The sequence below is a fragment of the Burkholderia sp. THE68 genome, assembly GCF_009938265.1.
In the GTDB taxonomy this organism is placed as follows: Bacteria; Pseudomonadota; Gammaproteobacteria; order Burkholderiales; family Burkholderiaceae; genus Caballeronia.
The window spans coordinates 515,915-534,302 of sequence record NZ_AP022316.1; the positions used below are offsets into that span (position 1 = coordinate 515,915).

Consider the following 18,388-nt stretch of genomic DNA (forward strand, 5'->3'; position numbering starts at 1 on the left):
AAGATCATGAACGACCGCATCGAACAGGACTGGACCGCCGTGTGTGAACTCGACGATATCGTGCCGGATACGGGCGTCTGCGCGCTCGTGAAGGGCACGCAAGTCGCGGTGTTTCATCTCGCGGGCGAAGACGAGACCGTGTATGCGATCGACAACTACGATCCGCATTCGCAGGCGGCGGTGCTGTCGCGCGGGATCGTCGGGAGTCTCGGTGAGCGCGTGGTCGTGGCGTCGCCGATCTATAAACAGCATTTCGATCTGCGCACCGGCGAATGCCTCGAAACGCCGGAGCTTTCGGTGAGCGCGTATCGCGTGAAGGTCGCGGGCGGCAAGGTGTGGGTCGCCGCATGAAGACCGAATATGCGGTTGCGGGCATCGCATCGCTGAGGGCAGCCGCGCCGCGCCAGCGGCTCGTCGTCATCGGCAATGGCATGGCGGGCATACGCACGGTCGAGGAGCTGCTGAAGATCGCGCCCGAGCTGTACGACATCACGGTGTTCGGCGCCGAACCCTACGGCAACTACAACCGCATTTTGCTGTCACCGGTGCTGGCGGGCGAGAAGAGCGTCGATGACATCATTCTCAACACGCGCGAGTGGTACGACGCGAACGGCATCACGCTGCATGCGGGCGATGCCGTCGTCGAAATCGATCGCGTGCGGCGTGTGGTGCGCTCGGAAAAGGGCATCGAGGCGCGTTACGACCGCCTGTTGATCGCGACGGGATCGAAGCCTTTCATCATCCCGGTGCCCGGCTGCGATCTGCCTGGGGTGATCGCATTTCGCGATATACAGGATGTCGAAGCGATGCTCGACGCCGCGCGCGATCATCGCCACGCGGTGATCATCGGCGGTGGGCTGCTCGGGCTCGAAGCGGCGAATGGCTTGCAGCGACAAGGCATGTCGGTGACGGTCGTGCATGCCACCGACAGCCTGATGGACCGTCAACTCGATGCGAGCGCGTCGGCGTTGCTCAAGCGTTCGCTGGAATCGAAGGGTCTGCGTTTCGCGATGGCCGCGCAGACCACCGCGATCATCGGCGAGGACCGCGTGCGCGCCGTGCGTTTCGCGGATGGCACGCAGATCGATGCGGACCTCGTCGTGATGACGGCGGGCGTGCGGCCGAATATCGCGCTGGCGCAGGCTTCGGGTCTGCATTGCGAGCGCGCCATCGTCGTGGATGACACGCTGCAGAGCTTCGATCCGCGCGTCTATGCGGTCGGTGAATGCGTGCAGCATCGCTCGGCGACTTTCGGCCTCGTCGCGCCGATCTGGGATCAGGCGCGCGTGGCGGGCGCGCATCTCGCGGGAGCTGGACATCGGCTCTACGTGCAGCGCGCGACCGCGACCAAGCTGAAAGTGACGGGCGTCGATCTGTATTCGGCGGGTGATTTCATCGGCGGCGGAGGCAGCGAGGATCTGGTGTTGCGCGATCCGCGCCGGGGTGTCTACAAGCGGCTCGTGCTGCAGGCGGGACGCCTGATCGGCGCAGTGCTGTATGGCGATGTGAAAGACGGCGGCTGGTATTTCGATCTGATTCAGAGCCGCACGGATGTGGCGCATCTGCGCGGCAAGCTTCTATTTGGCAAGACGTTGTGTGAAGCCTGAGACAAGGCCAAGGAAACCGAACGTGAGCATGCCCATCATCCCGATACAAACCGCGTCCGTCAAAACGACGTGCCCATATTGCGGCGTCGGCTGCGGCGTGCAGGCCACCCCGAAGAGCGCGACCGAAGTGACGGTCGCCGGCGATGAAGCGCATCCATCGAACTTCGGTCGTCTGTGTGTGAAAGGCTCGGCGCTCGGCGACACGGTGGGCCTCGAAGGCCGCCTGCTCAATCCGAAGCTGCGCGACAGACAGACGGGGTCGCTGACCGACGTGTCATGGAACGACGCGCTCGGCACGGTCGCGACCGGCTTCTCGCGCATCATCGCGCAACACGGCCCGGATGCGGTCGCGTTCTATGTATCGGGCCAGTTGCTCACCGAGGACTACTACGTCGCGAACAAGCTGATGAAGGGCTACATCGGCAGCGCGAACATCGATACGAACTCGCGTCTTTGCATGTCGTCGTCGGTGGCGGGGCACAAGCGTGCATTCGGCGAAGATCTCGTGCCGATGAACTACGAAGACCTCGAACTCGCAGACCTCATCGTGCTGGTCGGTTCGAACACGGCATGGTGTCATCCGATTCTCTTTCAGCGCATCGTGAAGATGAAAGAGACGCGGCCGGAGGCGAAGATCGTCGTGATCGATCCGCGTCATACCGCGACGTGCGAGATGGCGGACCTGCATCTGCCGCTCAAGCCCGGCAGCGACGTGCGGCTGTTCAACGGCCTGCTCGCGTTTCTCGCGGAACACGGCGCTACGGATGCGCCGTTCGTCGATGCGCACACCAACGGTTTCGATGCCGCGCTCGCCGCCGCGGGGCCCTCTGATCTCGCGCAGACCGCGAAGGACTGCAAGCTCGATCAGCATGATCTGATGACGTTCTATCGCCTGTTCGCGCGCACCGAGCGCGTAGTGACGGTGTACTCGCAAGGCGTGAACCAGTCGAGCGCGGGCACGGACAAGGTCAACAGCATCATCAACTGTCATCTGCTGACGGGGCGCATCGGCAAGCCGGGCATGGGGCCGTTCTCGTTCACGGGTCAGCCGAACGCGATGGGCGGCCGCGAAGTCGGCGGTCTCGCGAATACGCTTGCCGCGCATCTGGAGTTCGGCGATCCGTTGCATGGCGAGATCGTGCAGACGTTCTGGCGTTCGCCCGCGATCGCCGAACGCGCGGGTCTGAAGGCCGTCGAATTGTTCGATGCGATCGAAGCCGGCCGCGTGAGGGCCGTCTGGATCATGGGCACGAATCCGGTCGTGAGCATGCCCGATGGCGATCGCGTCAAGCGTGCGCTCGACAAGTGCGAACTCGTGGTGAGTTCCGACATCATCGAGCGCACCGATACCAACGCGTCCGCCGATGTGCTGTTGCCCGCGCTCGGCTGGGGCGAGAAGGACGGCACGGTGACGAACTCGGAGCGGCGCATCTCGCGCCAGCGCGCGTTCATTCCTGCGCCGGGCAAAGCGCGCGCGGACTGGCGCATCATCTGCGATGTCGCGCGGTGGATGGGTTTCGATGGCTTCGATTTCGCGGGGCCGCACGCGATCTTCGACGAACACGCGCGACTCTCGGCGTATCGCAACGACGCAGCAGCGGGCGTGTATCGCACGTTCGATATCAGCGGCCTGTCCGGCATGAGCCGCGCGCAATACGACGCGCTGAAACCCGTGCAGTGGCCGTTGCCCGCGGCGGCGCAAACCGGCGTCGCGAGGCTCTTCGAAGCGCGCCGCTTCAGTCATGCGGATGGCCGCGCGCGCTTTATCGCGACGGCATCGCGTGCGCCGGTCAACGCACCCGACGAGGACTATCCGCTCGTGCTCAACACGGGGCGCGTACGCGATCAATGGCACACGATGACGCGCACGGGCCGGTCAGCGAAACTCGCGGGGCATATCAGCGAATCGTTCATCGACATGCATCCGCAGGACGCGCTTGCATGCGGCGTGCGTGAAGGGGAACTCGCGCGCGTGGCGAGCCGCTGGGGCTCGATGATCGCGCGCGTGCAGCACGGCGGCGGCATGCCGCGCGGCAGCGTGTTCGTGCCGATTCACTGGAACGATCAGGTGGCCTCCGATGCGCGCGTGGGCGCGGTGGTGAATCCTGTCGTCGATCCGGTGTCGGGCGAGCCGGAATTCAAGCACACACCCGTTTCGATCGAGAAATTTCACGTGACGTGGCACGGCTTTTCGCTTTCGCGCAGCGTGCCCGATCTGGAGCGCGTCACGCACTGGACGCGCGTGCATGGCGCGCGATTCGTGCGCTATGAGATGGCGGGCCGCAATCGCTTCGATGCCGCGCACGGCGATCATCACGACTGGGCGCGCGCGCTCTTTCACATCGACGATCATCACGCGGACTGGATCGAATACGAGGACAAGAGCGCGGGCGTGTATCGCGCGGCGCATGTGGTCGACGATCGCATCGAGAGTTGCGTGTTCATCTCCGAGCGTCCGGACTTGCCGGCGCGCGCGTGGCTCGCGACGCTCTTCGAAAAGGACCGGCTCGACGACGAGGATCGCGCGAGTCTCCTGCTCGGCCAGCCGATGGGCAAGGGCGAGGACACCGGGCCGACCGTGTGTTCGTGTTTCGGTGTCGGGCGCAATACGATCTGCGATGCCATTCGCGACAAGGGGCTGAAAACCGCTGCGGAAATCACCTCGTGTCTGAAGGCGGGCGGCAACTGCGGATCGTGCGTGCCGGAGTTGAAGAAGCTTATCGTCGAGACGGAGTTGGTGCGGTTGAGTACGGTTTGATCGCTGCGTGGTCTGACGCACGAAAGCGGGCGCTTGTCGCCCGCTTTTTCGTTTCCGGCGACCTGACGACGTCAACACAAATCCCCGCAAACCCGTGTGAACAGGTCGTTTCCGGCGTATCGCCCGATCATATGAGCGCTGCCCAACCAAACTTTTCCGCGAATTATTACCACGTGAAATGTAGTGTTCGGTCTCCCACGCATGACGCGATCCATCTTCCGTAAAGTCACATCAAAACAAGGCAAGCAGTAATCAGCCTGAAAGCAAAAAGCAAGAAGTCATACGGGGATTGCGATGAAGAAGAACGCAAAACAAATCGACAGGGTGGAAGGCCAGCGCGCCGCGATCCGCTCGACGGGAACCTCTCGCCCGTCACACGCCAGCATCGAATCAATGCACGAACGACGGTTTCGCCCGATCGACGTGCGCGACGTTTCCTGATCGAACCGACCCGCGCCCCTGGCGCTTCCTGTTTCAAACGCTCGCTGGTTTACCGAAACGAATTTCGGACAAGCGATTGAGGCAGGAATACTAACTAATTATTTGCCGTACCCGCTACATGCCGGCGCCGATGTAGCTGGAAACTCATGTGCGCCAACACTTGGAGACTTCACCATGCAACGCAAACTGATCGCAGCTGCCGCCGCTCTCTCGCTCGTTTCCGCCGCTGCTTTTGCAACGGGCACGAACTCCAGCTCGAGCTCGACGTCGGGCGGCACCACCGCTGCAGCCGTGCACGGCTTCGGCTCGTTCACGGCGACCAACGCCGGCATCGCCAACGGCCACGCTTCGTCGACGGCAGGTCAGGGCTTCGGCTCGACCGGCAACACGACCAACGCGACGACCGGCCACATCAACACGTCGTCGGTCGGCGGCAAGGGCTTCGGCGGTTCGACGGCCACGGGCGTGTCGGGCGCCGACGCCGCTGCGAATGCCTGGAGCAAGCTCGGCGGCGGCTGGCGCTAAGCACACGGCGACGGACGGCGGACTTCGCCGCAACGGGGTTCGCTTTCCCGCAACCGTGTGACCGCAGTTCGAAGAACAAAAAACGAAATCCAATCTTACTTTTTCGATAAGGAATGCAAATCATGAAACGCACTCTGATCGCTGCCGCACTGCTCTCGTTCGTCTCCGTCGCCGCGATGGCCACGACCACGAACTCCAGCTCGTCCTCGACCTCGGGCGGCACGACGTCGGCTTCCGTCTCGGGCTTCGGCCACTTCAGCGCCACCAACTACGGCACGGCGAACGGCAACGCGCAATCGGTCGCGGGCAACCTGTTCGGCGTGACGGGCAACGCCACCAACGCGACGACGAGCCACACCAACACGTCGAACGTGAACGGCTTCGGTCGCGGCAACGCGCAAGCGGGCGGCACCTCGGGCGCGGACGCAGCGGCCAACGCATGGAGCAAGCTGGGCGGCGGCTGGCGCTAAGCCAGTCTGTCAGTCAAGGCAGAGGCGGCGTCATGACGAGCCGTATGCTTGCGGGACACCGCCTTTGCCGAACCAAATAAAAAGAATCCAGGTCGTCCGGGACCGTCATGCGCTGTGGCGTTCCCCTTTAATTCCGGAGAACCATAATGAACAAGACCACTTTGCAATTGGCATGCGCCGTGCTGTTTTGCGCCGCGCAATTTGCCCATGCTGACACCACCGCCAATTCCTCGTCGGGCTCGGTTTCGGGTTCGACGTCCACGGGCATCGGTCAGGGCGGCGGTTCGAGCCTGAACAACATCGGCACGTCGGCTAACTCGACGGCCAACACCAGTTCCAATTCCTCGTCGGTGGGCGGTCTCGGCGTCGCGACGGCCAGCGGCGGCCGGTCGACGGCGCAGGGCGGCTCGTCGAACGTCAACATCTCGCTGTCGATGCCGTCGCTCACGAATTCGGGCAACGACGCGAGCGGCACCGACGCGACCGGCAAGGCATCGACCGGTCCGGGCACGAGCGCCTTCGACACGCGCACCACGGTCGACTACAACCAGAGCTCGTACTCCGTACGCACGACGCCGTCGATCGCAGCGCCCGCGCTGACGACGACGCTCTCCGACACCTGCATGGGCTCGGCGAGCTTCGGCCTGTCGATCACGGGCTTCGGCGCGACCGGCGGCACGACGCTCGTCGACCAGGCTTGCGTGCGCCGTCTCGATGCGCGCGAATTCCGCGCGATGGGCCTGACCGATGTCGCGCTCGCGCTGCTCTGCCAGAGCGAAGCGAATCGCCGCGCGGTCGAAGCGACGGGCCATCTGTGCCCGGGCACGACCACGCCGCTTGCGAAGTCGGGCGCGGACGCGGTGCTGTCGGATGACGAGAAGTATCGCGATCCGCTGGTGCGCGCGCGCCTCGGCCTGCCGGTGACGGCGGCGAACAATCCGGAAGTCAATCTGAAGGCCGCGGAGCCCGCCCAGGCGAAACCGGCGCCCGCGAAGCAGGTCGCGCAGCCGACGCCGGTCGCGTCCCGCGTGTACGATCAGAGCGAAAGCGCGCATGGCGTCGAGGTGGCGAGCACGCCCATCGGCGAAACGATCGAAGTCTCGCTGGTGAAGTGAGGAGGCAGCAGATCCAGCGGCAGCGTATCGCCATGGAGCAGCAGAGACGCGCCTGAGCGATCGGGCCGTCTCTCCCTTTCAAGGGTTGGCTCGGAAAGACTGGTCCCGGAGAGTCAACCCTCGTTTTCCCGCTGAGGCATGCGATGAAGAGTCAGATGAAAACGGCGGCCATCGCGCTCGCGGCGAGTGCAATGGTTGCGATGACGCCGCTCGTTGCTCACGCCGACGTGAGCGCCGGTGTTGTGTGGGCCGCGAATCCGGTCGGCGTGCAGGCGATGCCCGATGCGCAGGCGCTTGCCCTGTTGCCGTCGAGCGGTTATGTCGCGTTGCAAAGTTCGGGCGGCAAGTGTCTGCTCGTGGCGCGGCGCGGCACGCAGATCGTCGCTGTGGAACTGACGCCGCTTGCGATCGGCGCGAAGATCATCGGCTGGAAACCACAGGAAATCGACATGAGCACGCTCACGTCGAAGTGGGGCTACGAGCCGCCGAAATCGTCGATCGATACGAAGGGCTTCGGCAATCCCGTGACGAACGCGATCTCGGAGCAGAGCAGGACCGACACGTCGAAGGGCGGAACCTTTGCGCGCGCGAGCAGCTGGAGCAACGGCAATGTCGAAGCGCACAGCAGCGCGATCGCATCGGGCTCGGGCGAGACGGAAGCCGCCGAGGCCGTGACGGTGAGCGGCAAGACATATCGCAAGTACAGTCATTTCAAGCCGGCGACGGCTGACGCGCCGATGGCGGCATCGGACGAGTACTTCTGTCAGTGACGCACGCGTTTTACGTCGCAGCAGATTTGCTGGGTTCGACGACCGGCGGCGCGGCCAGGGCCACGTCCTCCGCTGGCCGGCCCTCGCTGCCGAAACGCGCAACCGAGAACGAGAACGTGTTGATGCCGTTCTGACTCGTCGCGGACACCGTGCCGCGATGCATCTCCGCCACCGCCTTGACGATGGCGAGCCCGAGGCCGTGATTCTCGCGGCTATTGGTGCGCGAGCTTTCCGCGCGATAGAAGCGGTCGAACAGATGCTGCATCACTTGCGGCTGGATCGGCTCGCCCGGGTTCGCCACCGCAACGCGCACGCGTCCATGCTCGCGCGTGATCGACACGGATATCTTCGCGCCGGGCGTGCAGTGCTGGATCGCGTTCATCACGAGATTGGAGATCGCGCGCCCGAACAGCGACGTGTTGACGTAAGCGCGTGCATCGCCGCTCGCGACCGCGCTGACGTGCGCCTCTTCCAGCGGAATTTCCAGAAACTCGAGCGTGCGATTGACTTCGGCCGCGAGCGACACTTCGACGAGGCCCGTCGCGCGTTCGCCTTGATCGGCGCGCGCGAGAAACAGCATGTCGTTGATGATCGCGCGCACGCGCTCGAACTCTTCGAGATTCGATTGCAGCGTGTGACGCAATTCGTCGATCGAGCGATCGCGCGTCAAGGCCACTTCCGTCTGACCGATGAGTATCGTGACCGGTGTGCGCAATTCGTGGGCGACATCGGCGTTGAAGGATTCGAGCCGTCCGTATGCGTGATCGAGCCGTTCGAGCGCGCCGTTGAAGGACTTCGCGAGTTCGTCGAGTTCCATCGGCAAGGCGCGGGTGTTCAGGCGTTGCGAACGGTTGGTCGGGCTCAGTTTCGATGCATCGCGCGTGAGACGCGTGAGCGGCGCGAGCCCGAGGCGCGCGACCGAGTAACTCAGCACCAGCACCGCGATGGTCGAGAGCGCCATGAAGGCCGCGAGCGCAAGACCGAAGGCGCGCATCGTGTGGACGTTCGGCGAGCAGTCGATCGCGACGAACAGTTGCAAGGGCGGACGGTCCGCGTTCGGCGGGATCGTCAGCGTGGTCATCAGCATGTCGTAGGCGCGGTCGTCGGGGCGGACCTGCGCGTAGCCGCCCGTCAGGCGCTTGGTGACGCTACCCAGGGGCGGCGAGCCATATTCAAAGCGCGGATCGTTGCTGGATACCGCGAAGCGCGTGGAGCCGTCGCGCGGCGTGATGTCCGCGAGCTTCTCTTTCGCGATCTTCCATCTGTCCGGATTCGATGCGTGCGTGACGATGAGGCGCGCCACTTCCGCGCGATTGTCGAGAGAATCGCGCAAGTGCTGCTCCAGTTGCACGCGCAGCACGAGAAACAGTCCCGAGCCGACCAGCGAGAACACGAACAGCGCGACGAGCGCGAACATCACGGCGAGACGCCGCGCGATGGAGCGCTGCGTCCGCGGTTCGGATGACTCGTGCGGCACCGATGCAGCCCACGGCGTGTTCATGATGGTCTCGCGTCTTCCCTGGTTTCGCGCGTGTCGCGGGCCTCGCGCACTTCGAGCACGTAGCCCATGCCGCGCACGGTGTGCAGCAGTTTCGTGCGGAACGGTCCGTCGAGCTTCGCGCGCAGGCGCTTGATGGCCGTTTCCACGACATTCGTGTGACTTTCGAAATCGACTTCCCAGACGAGCTCGGTGATCGCGGTCTTCGACAGTATGTCGCCGTGACGGCGCGCGAGCACGGAGAGCAACTGGAACTCTTTCGCGGTGAGGTCGAGCCGCACGCCGTCGCGCGTCGCGCGGCGGCCGATCAGATCGACGTACAGATCGCCGACCGAAATGAGCGTCGATTCCTGCGCGCGCGTGCGGCGCGCGAGCGCATGCAGACGCTCGACGAGTTCGAGGAAAGAGAAAGGCTTCGTCAGGTAATCGTCCGCGCCTTCGCGCAGACCGCGCACGCGATCGTTGATGTGATCGCGCGCGGTGAGCATGATGACGGGTGTCGACTTCTGCATGCGCAGCGCCTTCAATACCGCGAAGCCGTCGCGTCGTGGCAGCATCACGTCGAGCACGATCACGTCGTAGTCGTATTCGATGGCGAGATGCGTGCCTTCCTCGCCGTCCATCGCGACATCGACGACCCAGCCTTGCTCGGTCAACCCCGAGCGCAGGTAATCCACCACCTTGTGTTCGTCTTCGACTATCAGGACTTTCATGCCTGGCACCTGTGCGCGTTCAGTGTGTGTTTAACGCATTGTCTCACCGCTCACTATACGAGTCTCGCGGTGATCCTGCTGATGTTTTGTCTGCGCCGCATCCGCAACTTCTTCGCCATCGTGCGCCGCGTCATGCGCGTCCCAGCCGCCGCCCAATGCTTTCACGAGCGCGACGGAAACAGTGCGCTGCTGGCCGCGAATCTGCACGTCCTGACGCTCGCTCGTCAGCAGTTGCTGCTGCGCGGTGATCACGTCGAGATACGCGACGAGGCCGCCCGAATAGCGATCGTTCGCGAGCGACAGCAGGTGTTGCGCATCGTCGACGGCTGCGTGCGACTGTTTCGCCGCGCCATCGAGCACCGACAATCCGACGATGCCGTCCTGAACCTGCTGAAACGCGCCGAGCACCGTCTGCCGATAGTTCGCGACGGCCGCGGTATAACCTTCGCTCGCGAAATCGACAGCGGCCGCGCGCCGTCCTCCATCGAACACGACCTGGCTCGCCATCGTGCCGATGGTCCACAACAGGCTCGGCGCGGAAATCAGACTGGAGAGCGCCGTGCTCTCCCAGCCGATCGTGCCGTTCAACGTGAGGCTCGGGAAGAACGCCGCCTTCGCGACGCCGATCTGCGCATTGGCCGCGGCCATCGCGCGCTCGGCCGATGAAACATCGGGCCTGCGTTGCAGCACGTCGCTCGGTATGCCGAGCGGGATCGGCGGCAGCGGGCGTTCGTCGAGCGCCGGCGCGATGGCGAACTGCGGCGCGGGCGTGCCGACCAGCGCGGCGATCGCATGCTCGAACTGCGCGCGCTGATTCAGCAGCAACTGCGCCTGCACGCGCGTCTGGTCGAGCAGCGCCTGTTGCTGCAATACGTCGAGGCCGGAGACCGCGCCCAGATCGTGTTGCGCCTTTACGTAATCGAGCGCTTTGTTCTGCAGAACGACGGAGCGGTTCAGCACGTCGATTTCCGCGTCGAGCTCGCGCATCGAGAAGTAGTCGCTCGCAAGATCGGTCGTGAGCACGAGCCGCGCATTGGCGAGATCGTCGCGCGATTCGTCGGCCGATGCGCGCGCGCCTTCCACTTCGCGTCGAATGCGGCCGAACAGATCGACGTCGTAATTGACGGTCGGCGCGAGCTTCAGATCGTTCTGGACGGTCGAGTTGTTCGGCGTCGCATAGTTGGTGACGGGGCGATTCTTCGAGACGCGCGAGCGCGATGCGTTCGCGCCGAGATCGACTTCGGGCAGCGCGAGCGAGGACGTTTGAGCGAGCGTCGCGCGCGCCTGCGCGTAATGCGCGCTCGCGGCGGCAAGCGTCTGGTTCTGCGCGAGCGCCTGCGATTCGAGGCCGTTGAGCGTGGTGTCGCCGAAGCCTTGCCACCAGTCGAGCGCGAGCGGCGCATGCGACGGCTCGCCGACGCGCCAGTACGAATCGGTCTTCCAGGTTGGCGGCGTTTCGGCGACGGGCCGGCGATAGTCCGGCCCGACGGTGCATGCCGCGAGCATCGAGACGAGCGTGATGCAAAGCGCGGCTTTCATGATGCCGCCTTGCTGCCCGACGCGGGCTGTTGCGGCCCTTGCGGCGCGATCACAACATGATCGCCGTCCGCGACCGAATCGCTCGGGTTGATGATGATCCTGTCGTTCGGTTCGATGCCGCTTTCGATTTCGAGCGACTGGCCGAGATCCTGCGCGATCACGATCTTGTTCAGATGCACGTGGCCGTTCGCATCGACCACAGCCACACGCGGGCCTTCGGCGCGAAACAGCAGCGTATTGCCGGGCACCAGCATGCGCGCATGCGCGTTCGCGGGCAGCGCGACCTGCACATACGCGCCGGGACGCAGACGTCCATCGGGATTCGGCAGCGTCACTTCGACCTGCAGCGAGCGCGTGGGCACGTCGATGGCGCCGGAAACATGCGTGATCTTGCCGTGAAATTGCTGGCCCGGCAGTTCCGCTTGCGTGACGGTCACGTCCTGTCCGACCGTCACGTTTTGCGCATACGCCTGCGGCAACTGCACGAACACGCGCAACGGATCGGATTGCGCGAGCGCGAACAGCGCGCGGCTCGTGCCGCTGCCTGCATCGATGAGATCGCCCACATCGACGTTGCGCTGCGTGACGACGCCCGCGAACGGCGCGACGATGCGCTTGAACGATTCGAGCTGACGCAGGCGCTTCACGTTGGCGTCGGCGGCGGCGAGATTCGCAACATCCTGATTGAAGGTGCTCTGACGTTCGTCGAGTTCCTGTTGAGACACGGCATCGCGTTGACGCAATTGCTGCCAGCGTTCGAGCGAACTCTTCGCGAGACCGAGGCTGGATGCGGTCTGATCGCGCTGCGCGACGGCTTGCGCGAGTTCCTGATCGATCTCGGGCGTGTCGAGATCGGCGAGCAACTGGCCCTGCTTCACGCGCGCGCCGATATCCACGTACCAGTGCAGCAGATAGCCCGTTGCGCGCGCATAGATCGGCGATTCGACGAAGCCGCGCAGCGTCCCCGGCAAGGTCGTTTCGCCGCCGCCGTCGGTGTGCGTCGGCATGACGACATTCACGTACTGCTGCGCGTTCTGCTGCGTGCGGGTTGCGATCGAGCGGCTATGCAGCATGTCGGTGACGACGGTGCGCGCCGCGCCGATCGCGAGCAGCGCGAGCACGATGACGAGCGCGATTTTCGCACGCCTCCATTCGACGTTGCGTGGCGGCAGCGCGGGCCCTTCGTTCGGGTCGCGAGCGGGAATCGCAAGCGATGCGTGGTTCTTTTCGGTCATGTTCGTGGACGTGCTGTGATGTCAGTGTTGGCCGCTGGCGTCTTCGCGCTGCGCCCGACCCTTGCGCGCAGCGCGGCGCACGAGGCGCGCATGAATGCCCGCGAAGACGAGCGGCACGAAAAAGAGCGTGGAAACCGTGGCGAACAAAAGCCCGCCGATGACCGCGCGGCCGAGCGGCGCGTTCTGTTCCGCGCCTTCGCCGAGGCCGAGCGCCATCGGAATCATGCCGATGATCATCGCGAACGCGGTCATCAACACGGGCCGGATGCGGCTCGCGCCCGCTTCGAGCGCGGCGGTGAGCGGCGGCATGCCGGCGTTCAGGCGTTGCCGCGCGAACGAGACCATCAGGATGCTGTTCGCGGTCGCGACGCCCATCGTCATGATCGCGCCGGTGAGCGCGGGCACGCTCAGGTGCGTGCCGGTGAGAAAGAGCATCCAGACGATGCCCGCGAGCGCGGCGGGCAATGCGCTCACGATGATGAGCGGATCGATCCACGACTGGAAGTTCACGACGATCAGCAGATACACGAGCACGATGGCCATCGCGACACCCAGGCCGAGGCCGAAGAACGACGTACGCATCGTTTCGACCTGGCCGCGCACGATGATCTGGCTGCCGCGCGGAAGCGCGCGGCGCGCGTCATCGACGAGATGATTCACCTGCCGGGCGACGCCGCCGAGATCGCGCCCTTCGACGCTCACGAAGAGATCGATCACCGGCCGGATGTTGTAGTGCGTGACCACCGCGAACTGCGTCTGCGGCGAGATGCGCACGAGATTGCCGAGCAGTTGCGTGGGGCCGTTGAGCGATGCGGAGACCGGCGTGCGCAGCAGTTCGTCGATCGACGAGACCTGGTATTGCGGCGTCTGCACCGCGAGGTTGTATTCGACGCCGTTGCGCGGATTGAACCAGAATCCCGGCGCGGTTTGCGAGCTGCCGGACAGCGATACCAGCACGTTCTGCGCGACATTGCTCGCTGAAAGATTGAGTTGCTGCAGGCGCGTGCGATCCATCTGCAAGTCGATGGCGGGCTCGTCGAGTTTTTGCTGGATGTGCGTATCGACATTGCCGGGAATCATGCGGATCTGCTTCATCAGCTTGCTCGCGACTTCGAAGTTCGCCTGCGCGTTCTGTCCTTGAATCTGCACGTCGATGGCGGCGGGCAGGCCGAAGTTCAGGATCTGCGTGACGATGTCCGCGGGCTGAAAGAAGAACTCGACGCCGGGAAAGCGGTGCGGCAGCAGCGCGCGCAATTCATCGATGTAGGTCTGCGTCGGTGCGTGATCGGGTTTCAGCGCGACCTGTATCTCGCCATCGAGCGTGCCGATCGTGCCTGCGTTGCTGTACGAAAGGTTGATGCCGCTATAAGGAAGGCCGAGGTTATCGAGTATGGTCGCGAGCTCGTCTTGCGGCACGATCTGGCGCACCACCTTTTCGACTTGATCAGCCAGACGCGCGGTTTCCTCGATGCGCGTGCCGGTCGGCGCACGCATGTGCAGGCGAATATCGCCCGCATCGACGCTCGGAAAGAAGTCTTCGCCGAGCACGAACACGAGCGCGGTCGAGAGCACACAGAAGCCGAGAAAGAGCGACGCGAACAGACGCCTTCTCACGAGCAGCGTCGAAAGAATGACGATATACGCGCCGCGCATGCGTTCGAAACCACGATCGAAACGGCGATGCAGCCGCATGAAAACATTCGGCTTCGACTTCGCGTTGGGCGCGTGCGCGTGGCCCATCAAGAGCATCGCGAGCGTGGGAACGAGCGTGCGAGAAAGAACGTACGACGCGATCATCGCGAACACGACGGCTTCCGCGAGCGGCACGAACAGGAACTTGGCGACGCCGGTGAGAAAGAACATCGGCACGAAGACGATGCAGATGCATAGCGTCGAAACGAGTGCGGGCACCGCGATTTCGCCCGCGCCTTCCAGAATCGCATCGTGCAGATTCGTGCCCATGTGCAGATGGCGCTCGATGTTTTCGATCGTCACCGTCGCGTCGTCGACGAGAATGCCGACCGCCAGCGCGAGCCCGCCCAGCGTCATGATGTTGATGGTCTGCCCGAGCGCATGCAGCACGATCAGCGACGACAGAATCGAGAGCGGAATCGATATTGCAATGATGCAGGTGCTGCGCCAGTTGCCGAGAAAGAGCAGGATCATCGCGGCGGTGAGCGCGGCGGCGATCAGCGCTTCGCGCACCACGCCCTGCACGGCGGCCTTCACGAACACGGACTGATCGAAGAGCGCGCTGATCTTCAGGTCCGGCGGCAGCGAGGCGCGCGCCTGCGGCAAGATATCCTGCAACGTGTTGACGATGGAAAGCGTCGAGGAGTTACCGTTTTTCAGCACGGATATCAGCACGCCGCGATGACCGTCCTGTCGCACGATGTTGGTCTGTGGCGAGAAGCCGTCGCGCACGTGCGCCACTTCGCGCAGGTAAGTGGTCGCGCCGTTGATCGTGCGTACCGGGATGTCGTTCAGACCCGCGACCGTCGCGGGCGAACCGTTCATGTTGATCGTGTATTCCTTCGGGCCGATCTTGGCGGTGCCGGTCGGCAGGATCAGGTTCTGCGCGTTGACGGCCTGCACGACATCGGTCGGCGTGAGGCCCTTGGCGAGCAGCGCGCGCGTATCTAGATCGACCGAGATGAGGCGCGTCTTGCCGCCATACGGGTAGGGCACCGCCGCGCCGGGAATCGTCACGAGTTGCGGACGCAGGAAGTTGAGGGCGGTGTCGTTCAGATCCTGTTCGGATTGCTTCGGGCTCGACAGGCCGAGCTGGATCACCGGAATGCTCGACGCCGAATAGCTGATGACGAGCGGCGGCGTCGCGCCCGGCGGCATCTGCTTCAACTGCGCCTGCTCGACAGCGACGGTTTGCGCGATGGCGGTCTGGATGTTCGCCGTCGGTTGCAGAAAGAGCTTGATGATCGCGATGCCGGGCAGAGACTGCGACTCGATGTGCTCGATGTTGTTCACGGTCGTCGTGAGGCTGCGCTCGTTGACCGACGTGATGCGATTGGCCATGTCCTGCGCGGACAGTCCCGTGTAATTCCAGATGATGCTGACGACGGGAATATCGATTTCGGGAAGCACGTCCACTGGCGTCGTCAAGAGGACGAAAGGCGTCGCCAGCAGAATCATGATGGCCATCACGATGAACGTATAAGGCCGCTTAAGCGCAACGTTGACTATCCACATTGAGTCGTTCGGAAGATGCTTGGGAAGGGCGCTGCAAGAGAAGCGGGTGCGGCGCGCGAGACGCAATGACGGAACGAGGCGGGCGATTCGCCATCAGTGTCGCTATGGTAGTGGCCGGGTACCAACGACAATATGGCTTGAATATGGCGCGTCTGTCAGATTAGGCGATTTGAAAGCAAGCTTGCGAAAGCACGTGGTCAGGACCGCGTGCTTGTGTCACTGAAACCGGGAATAGCGCGGCTTCAGTGCGAGTAACTCTGTGCGTCGGGTACTTGCGACGGACGCGCTGGCGCGAAATGAGGAGAGGGTGAGCGAGACGGCGCGGGATCGTTCGCAGCCGGCGGTAGCCGCGCGTATCTCGATGAAGCGAAGGACCGGTTATTGGGCGTTCTGCGTGGCCGGTTGACCGGAAGCGGACGAGCCATCGGACGACGATCCATAGGCGGTCGATGATTGCACCTTCGCTTCTGCAGCCTGGATGTTGTCCGGATAGAACGCATCGCGCTCGGACGGGTTATAGCCGGCTTGTTCGACGCGCTGGAGGTCCGCTTTGACCTGGGCGCGCGTGAGGCCTTCGGATTGTGCAAACGCGGCCAGCGGTGCGGCGGCGAGTGCGATGACGGCGATGCGTGTGACTAGTTTCATGGCGTACTCCTCAAGCGAGTGAAGGATGAACGCGGCGTGCGGGTTGCGCGATGTGCAGCGTCGGCACGCTTACCACAGCCACCACTGGATTCTATTCGTCGGACCGTGACGAGATGCTGGCGATCAGATGGCGTTATGGTCAGATTGGAGCGTCTGCTGAATCAGCTGTGAAAGCTCGTCGACGGGCATCTGTCATCGCGGACAGCCGGTGATAGACTCGCCCGCGTGAGACGGTTTGTAAGCCTTTCAAAATCAGGAACCGATAAATTGCCGTTCAAACTGCCGACCACTGCCACCGCGCCGTTCTGCCCGTCCGAAGTCAAGGGCTCGGTCGCCATCGCGCCAGGCGCGCCGCTCTGGAAGAAGCTTCTGCAGTTTGCCGGCCCCGGCTTGCTCATCTCCATTGGTTATATGGACCCGGGCAACTGGGCGACGGATATCGAAGCCGGATCGCGATATGGCTATGGCCTGCTCTTTGTCGTCGTGCTGTCGAGCCTTGCGGCGATGGTGCTGCAATGTCTGTCGATGCGACTCGGCATCGTCACGGGGAAGGATCTCGCGCAGTTATCGCGTGAGCGTTATGCGAAACCGGTCGCGAATGTGCAATGGATGCTCGCGGAGTTATCGATCATCGCGTGCGATCTTGCGGAAGTATTGGGCGGCGCGCTTGCGTTTCATTTGCTGTTCGGGGTGTCGCTGATCTGGGGCGTGGTGCTCACCGCGTTCGATACGCTGATCGTGCTTGGCCTGAAGGGCAAGAATTTCCGCGATCTCGAAGCGATCATGCTCGGGCTCATCGCGACGATCGGTGTGGGGTATATCGTCGAACTCGTGCTCGTGAAGCCGCATTGGCCTTCGGTTGCGGCGGGGCTCGTGCCTTCGATTCACGCATTGAGCGATCGGGAGCCGCTCTATCTCGCGATCGGGATTCTCGGCGCGACCGTGATGCCGCATAACCTGTATCTGCATTCGTCGATCGTGCAGACGCGGGTCGTGAATCGTGATGCGAAGAGCCTTGCGTCGGCGATCAGTCTTTCGCGGATCGATACGATCGTTTCGCTCGTTCTGGCGCTGTTGATCAACGCGGCGATTCTGATTCTTGCTGCGTCCGCGTTTCATGCGACGGGGCATACGCAAGTCACCGAGATCGAGGATGCCTATAAGCTGCTTGCGCCGATCGTCGGGACGGGACTGGCGGCGGTGCTTTTCGCGGTGACGTTGTTTGCGTCAGGCCAAAGCTCGACGTTCACCGGGACCATTGCGGGGCAGGTGATCATGGAAGGCTTTCTGCGGTTGAAGATTCCGTGTTATCAGCGGCGGTTCATTACGCGGGGGCTCGCACTCGTGCCGGCGTTGATCGGGGTGTATGTGTTGGGGAATGGGGCGGTTGGTAAGTTGCTCGTGGCGAGTCAGGTGGTTCTGAGTCTGCAACTGCCGTTTGCGCTTTATCCACTGATTCGGATGACGAATGATCGTGGGTTGATGGGGGTGTTTGCTAACACGCTGTTTATGCGAATCGTCGTTTGGGCGCTCTTTGCGGTGATCAGTGCGGCGAATGTCTGGCTGGTGGTGCAGACGGTTGCTGAATGGCTTGGGTGAATGCCGTGGCGCTCGGGTGTTGTCGCTGGATCCTGTATTCGTGTCGGTCTATTGGCGTTGCCCCTGTGCGGGGCGGCAGTCACTTTCTTTGCTGCTGCAAAGAAAGTAACCAAAGAAAGCAGCTCGATACGCCCGCGGTCACACGCAATTTGGCCACTATTCTCGTTGTTCGTGGGCTCAGTAGCGAGTGCCCTCAAAGGCTATCTCGGGCTTGGACCGCGCACGGTCTGACAAGCTAGTCGTTTGAGCGCGCTGGTTCAGCACGA

15 protein-coding genes are annotated in these 18,388 nt (G+C 63.4%); 9 read left to right on the forward strand and 6 right to left on the reverse strand.

Going from position 1 to position 18,388, the window contains the following annotated elements; all coding sequences use genetic code 11:
* Positions 1-6 precede the first annotated feature (6 nt).
* The 8 genes from nirD to BTHE68_RS15925 all read left to right on the forward strand — a co-directional run bounded on the left by nirD (position 7) and on the right by BTHE68_RS15925 (position 7,686).
* Positions 7-351: a nitrite reductase small subunit NirD gene (gene nirD, locus BTHE68_RS15890; RefSeq protein WP_061174417.1), complete on the forward strand. Its 345-nt coding sequence runs from the start codon at positions 7-9 to the stop codon at positions 349-351.
* Entirely contained in the window at positions 348-1,607 is a 1,260-nt protein-coding gene (locus tag BTHE68_RS15895; RefSeq protein WP_162067292.1) for an NAD(P)/FAD-dependent oxidoreductase, read from the forward strand. The genes nirD and BTHE68_RS15895 overlap by 4 nt, the downstream gene beginning before the upstream one ends.
* Positions 1,608-1,635: 28 nt before the next feature.
* Positions 1,636-4,365: a nitrate reductase gene (locus tag BTHE68_RS15900; RefSeq protein ID WP_174258088.1), complete on the forward strand. Its 2,730-nt coding sequence runs from the start codon at positions 1,636-1,638 to the stop codon at positions 4,363-4,365.
* A 294-nt stretch (positions 4,366-4,659) separates the two neighbouring features.
* Positions 4,660-4,806 (forward strand): hypothetical protein, encoded by a 147-nt coding sequence (locus BTHE68_RS15905; protein WP_162067294.1) that lies wholly within the window; start codon positions 4,660-4,662, stop codon positions 4,804-4,806.
* 174 nt (positions 4,807-4,980) lie between these two features.
* On the forward strand, positions 4,981-5,331 hold the full coding sequence (locus BTHE68_RS15910) for a hypothetical protein (protein ID WP_162067295.1): 351 nt from the start codon (positions 4,981-4,983) through the stop codon (positions 5,329-5,331).
* Positions 5,332-5,453: 122 nt separating this feature from the next.
* Entirely contained in the window at positions 5,454-5,801 is a 348-nt protein-coding gene (locus BTHE68_RS15915) for a hypothetical protein (RefSeq protein ID WP_174258053.1), read from the forward strand.
* 146 nt (positions 5,802-5,947) lie between these two features.
* A complete protein-coding gene (locus tag BTHE68_RS15920; protein ID WP_162067297.1) occupies positions 5,948-6,916 on the forward strand; it encodes a hypothetical protein in 969 nt (322 codons plus the stop codon).
* Between the two features lie 143 nt (positions 6,917-7,059).
* Complete coding sequence (locus tag BTHE68_RS15925) at positions 7,060-7,686, forward strand: hypothetical protein (RefSeq protein ID WP_162067298.1); 627 nt, start codon at positions 7,060-7,062, stop codon at positions 7,684-7,686.
* Between the two features lie 10 nt (positions 7,687-7,696).
* On the opposite strand, the gene BTHE68_RS15930 is transcribed toward BTHE68_RS15925, so the two are convergent.
* From BTHE68_RS15930 to BTHE68_RS15955, 6 genes are all read right to left on the reverse strand, one after another.
* Complete coding sequence (locus BTHE68_RS15930; protein WP_162067299.1) at positions 7,697-9,187, reverse strand: heavy metal sensor histidine kinase; 1,491 nt, start codon at positions 9,185-9,187, stop codon at positions 7,697-7,699.
* Positions 9,184-9,897, reverse strand: a complete 714-nt coding sequence (locus BTHE68_RS15935; RefSeq protein WP_061144901.1) for a heavy metal response regulator transcription factor — start codon at positions 9,895-9,897, stop codon at positions 9,184-9,186. Before BTHE68_RS15935 ends, BTHE68_RS15930 begins: the two co-directional genes overlap by 4 nt.
* A 30-nt stretch (positions 9,898-9,927) precedes the next feature.
* Positions 9,928-11,436 (reverse strand): efflux transporter outer membrane subunit, encoded by a 1,509-nt coding sequence (locus BTHE68_RS15940; protein ID WP_232078005.1) that lies wholly within the window; start codon positions 11,434-11,436, stop codon positions 9,928-9,930.
* Positions 11,433-12,671, reverse strand: coding sequence for an efflux RND transporter periplasmic adaptor subunit (locus BTHE68_RS15945; protein WP_162067300.1), 1,239 nt, complete (start codon positions 12,669-12,671; stop codon positions 11,433-11,435). Before BTHE68_RS15945 ends, BTHE68_RS15940 begins: the two co-directional genes overlap by 4 nt.
* Positions 12,672-12,692: 21 nt before the next feature.
* The gene (locus BTHE68_RS15950) at positions 12,693-15,878 is read right to left on the reverse strand and encodes an efflux RND transporter permease subunit (RefSeq protein ID WP_162067301.1); all 3,186 of its coding nucleotides are present in this window, start codon (positions 15,876-15,878) and stop codon (positions 12,693-12,695) included.
* Between the two features lie 378 nt (positions 15,879-16,256).
* Positions 16,257-16,523 (reverse strand): DUF4148 domain-containing protein, encoded by a 267-nt coding sequence (locus tag BTHE68_RS15955; RefSeq protein ID WP_061174408.1) that lies wholly within the window; start codon positions 16,521-16,523, stop codon positions 16,257-16,259.
* Positions 16,524-16,790: 267 nt separating this feature from the next.
* Between BTHE68_RS15955 and BTHE68_RS15960 the strand changes: the two genes are divergently transcribed.
* The gene (locus tag BTHE68_RS15960) at positions 16,791-18,122 is read left to right on the forward strand and encodes an Nramp family divalent metal transporter (protein ID WP_162067302.1); all 1,332 of its coding nucleotides are present in this window, start codon (positions 16,791-16,793) and stop codon (positions 18,120-18,122) included.
* The last annotated feature ends 266 nt before the right edge of the window (positions 18,123-18,388 follow it).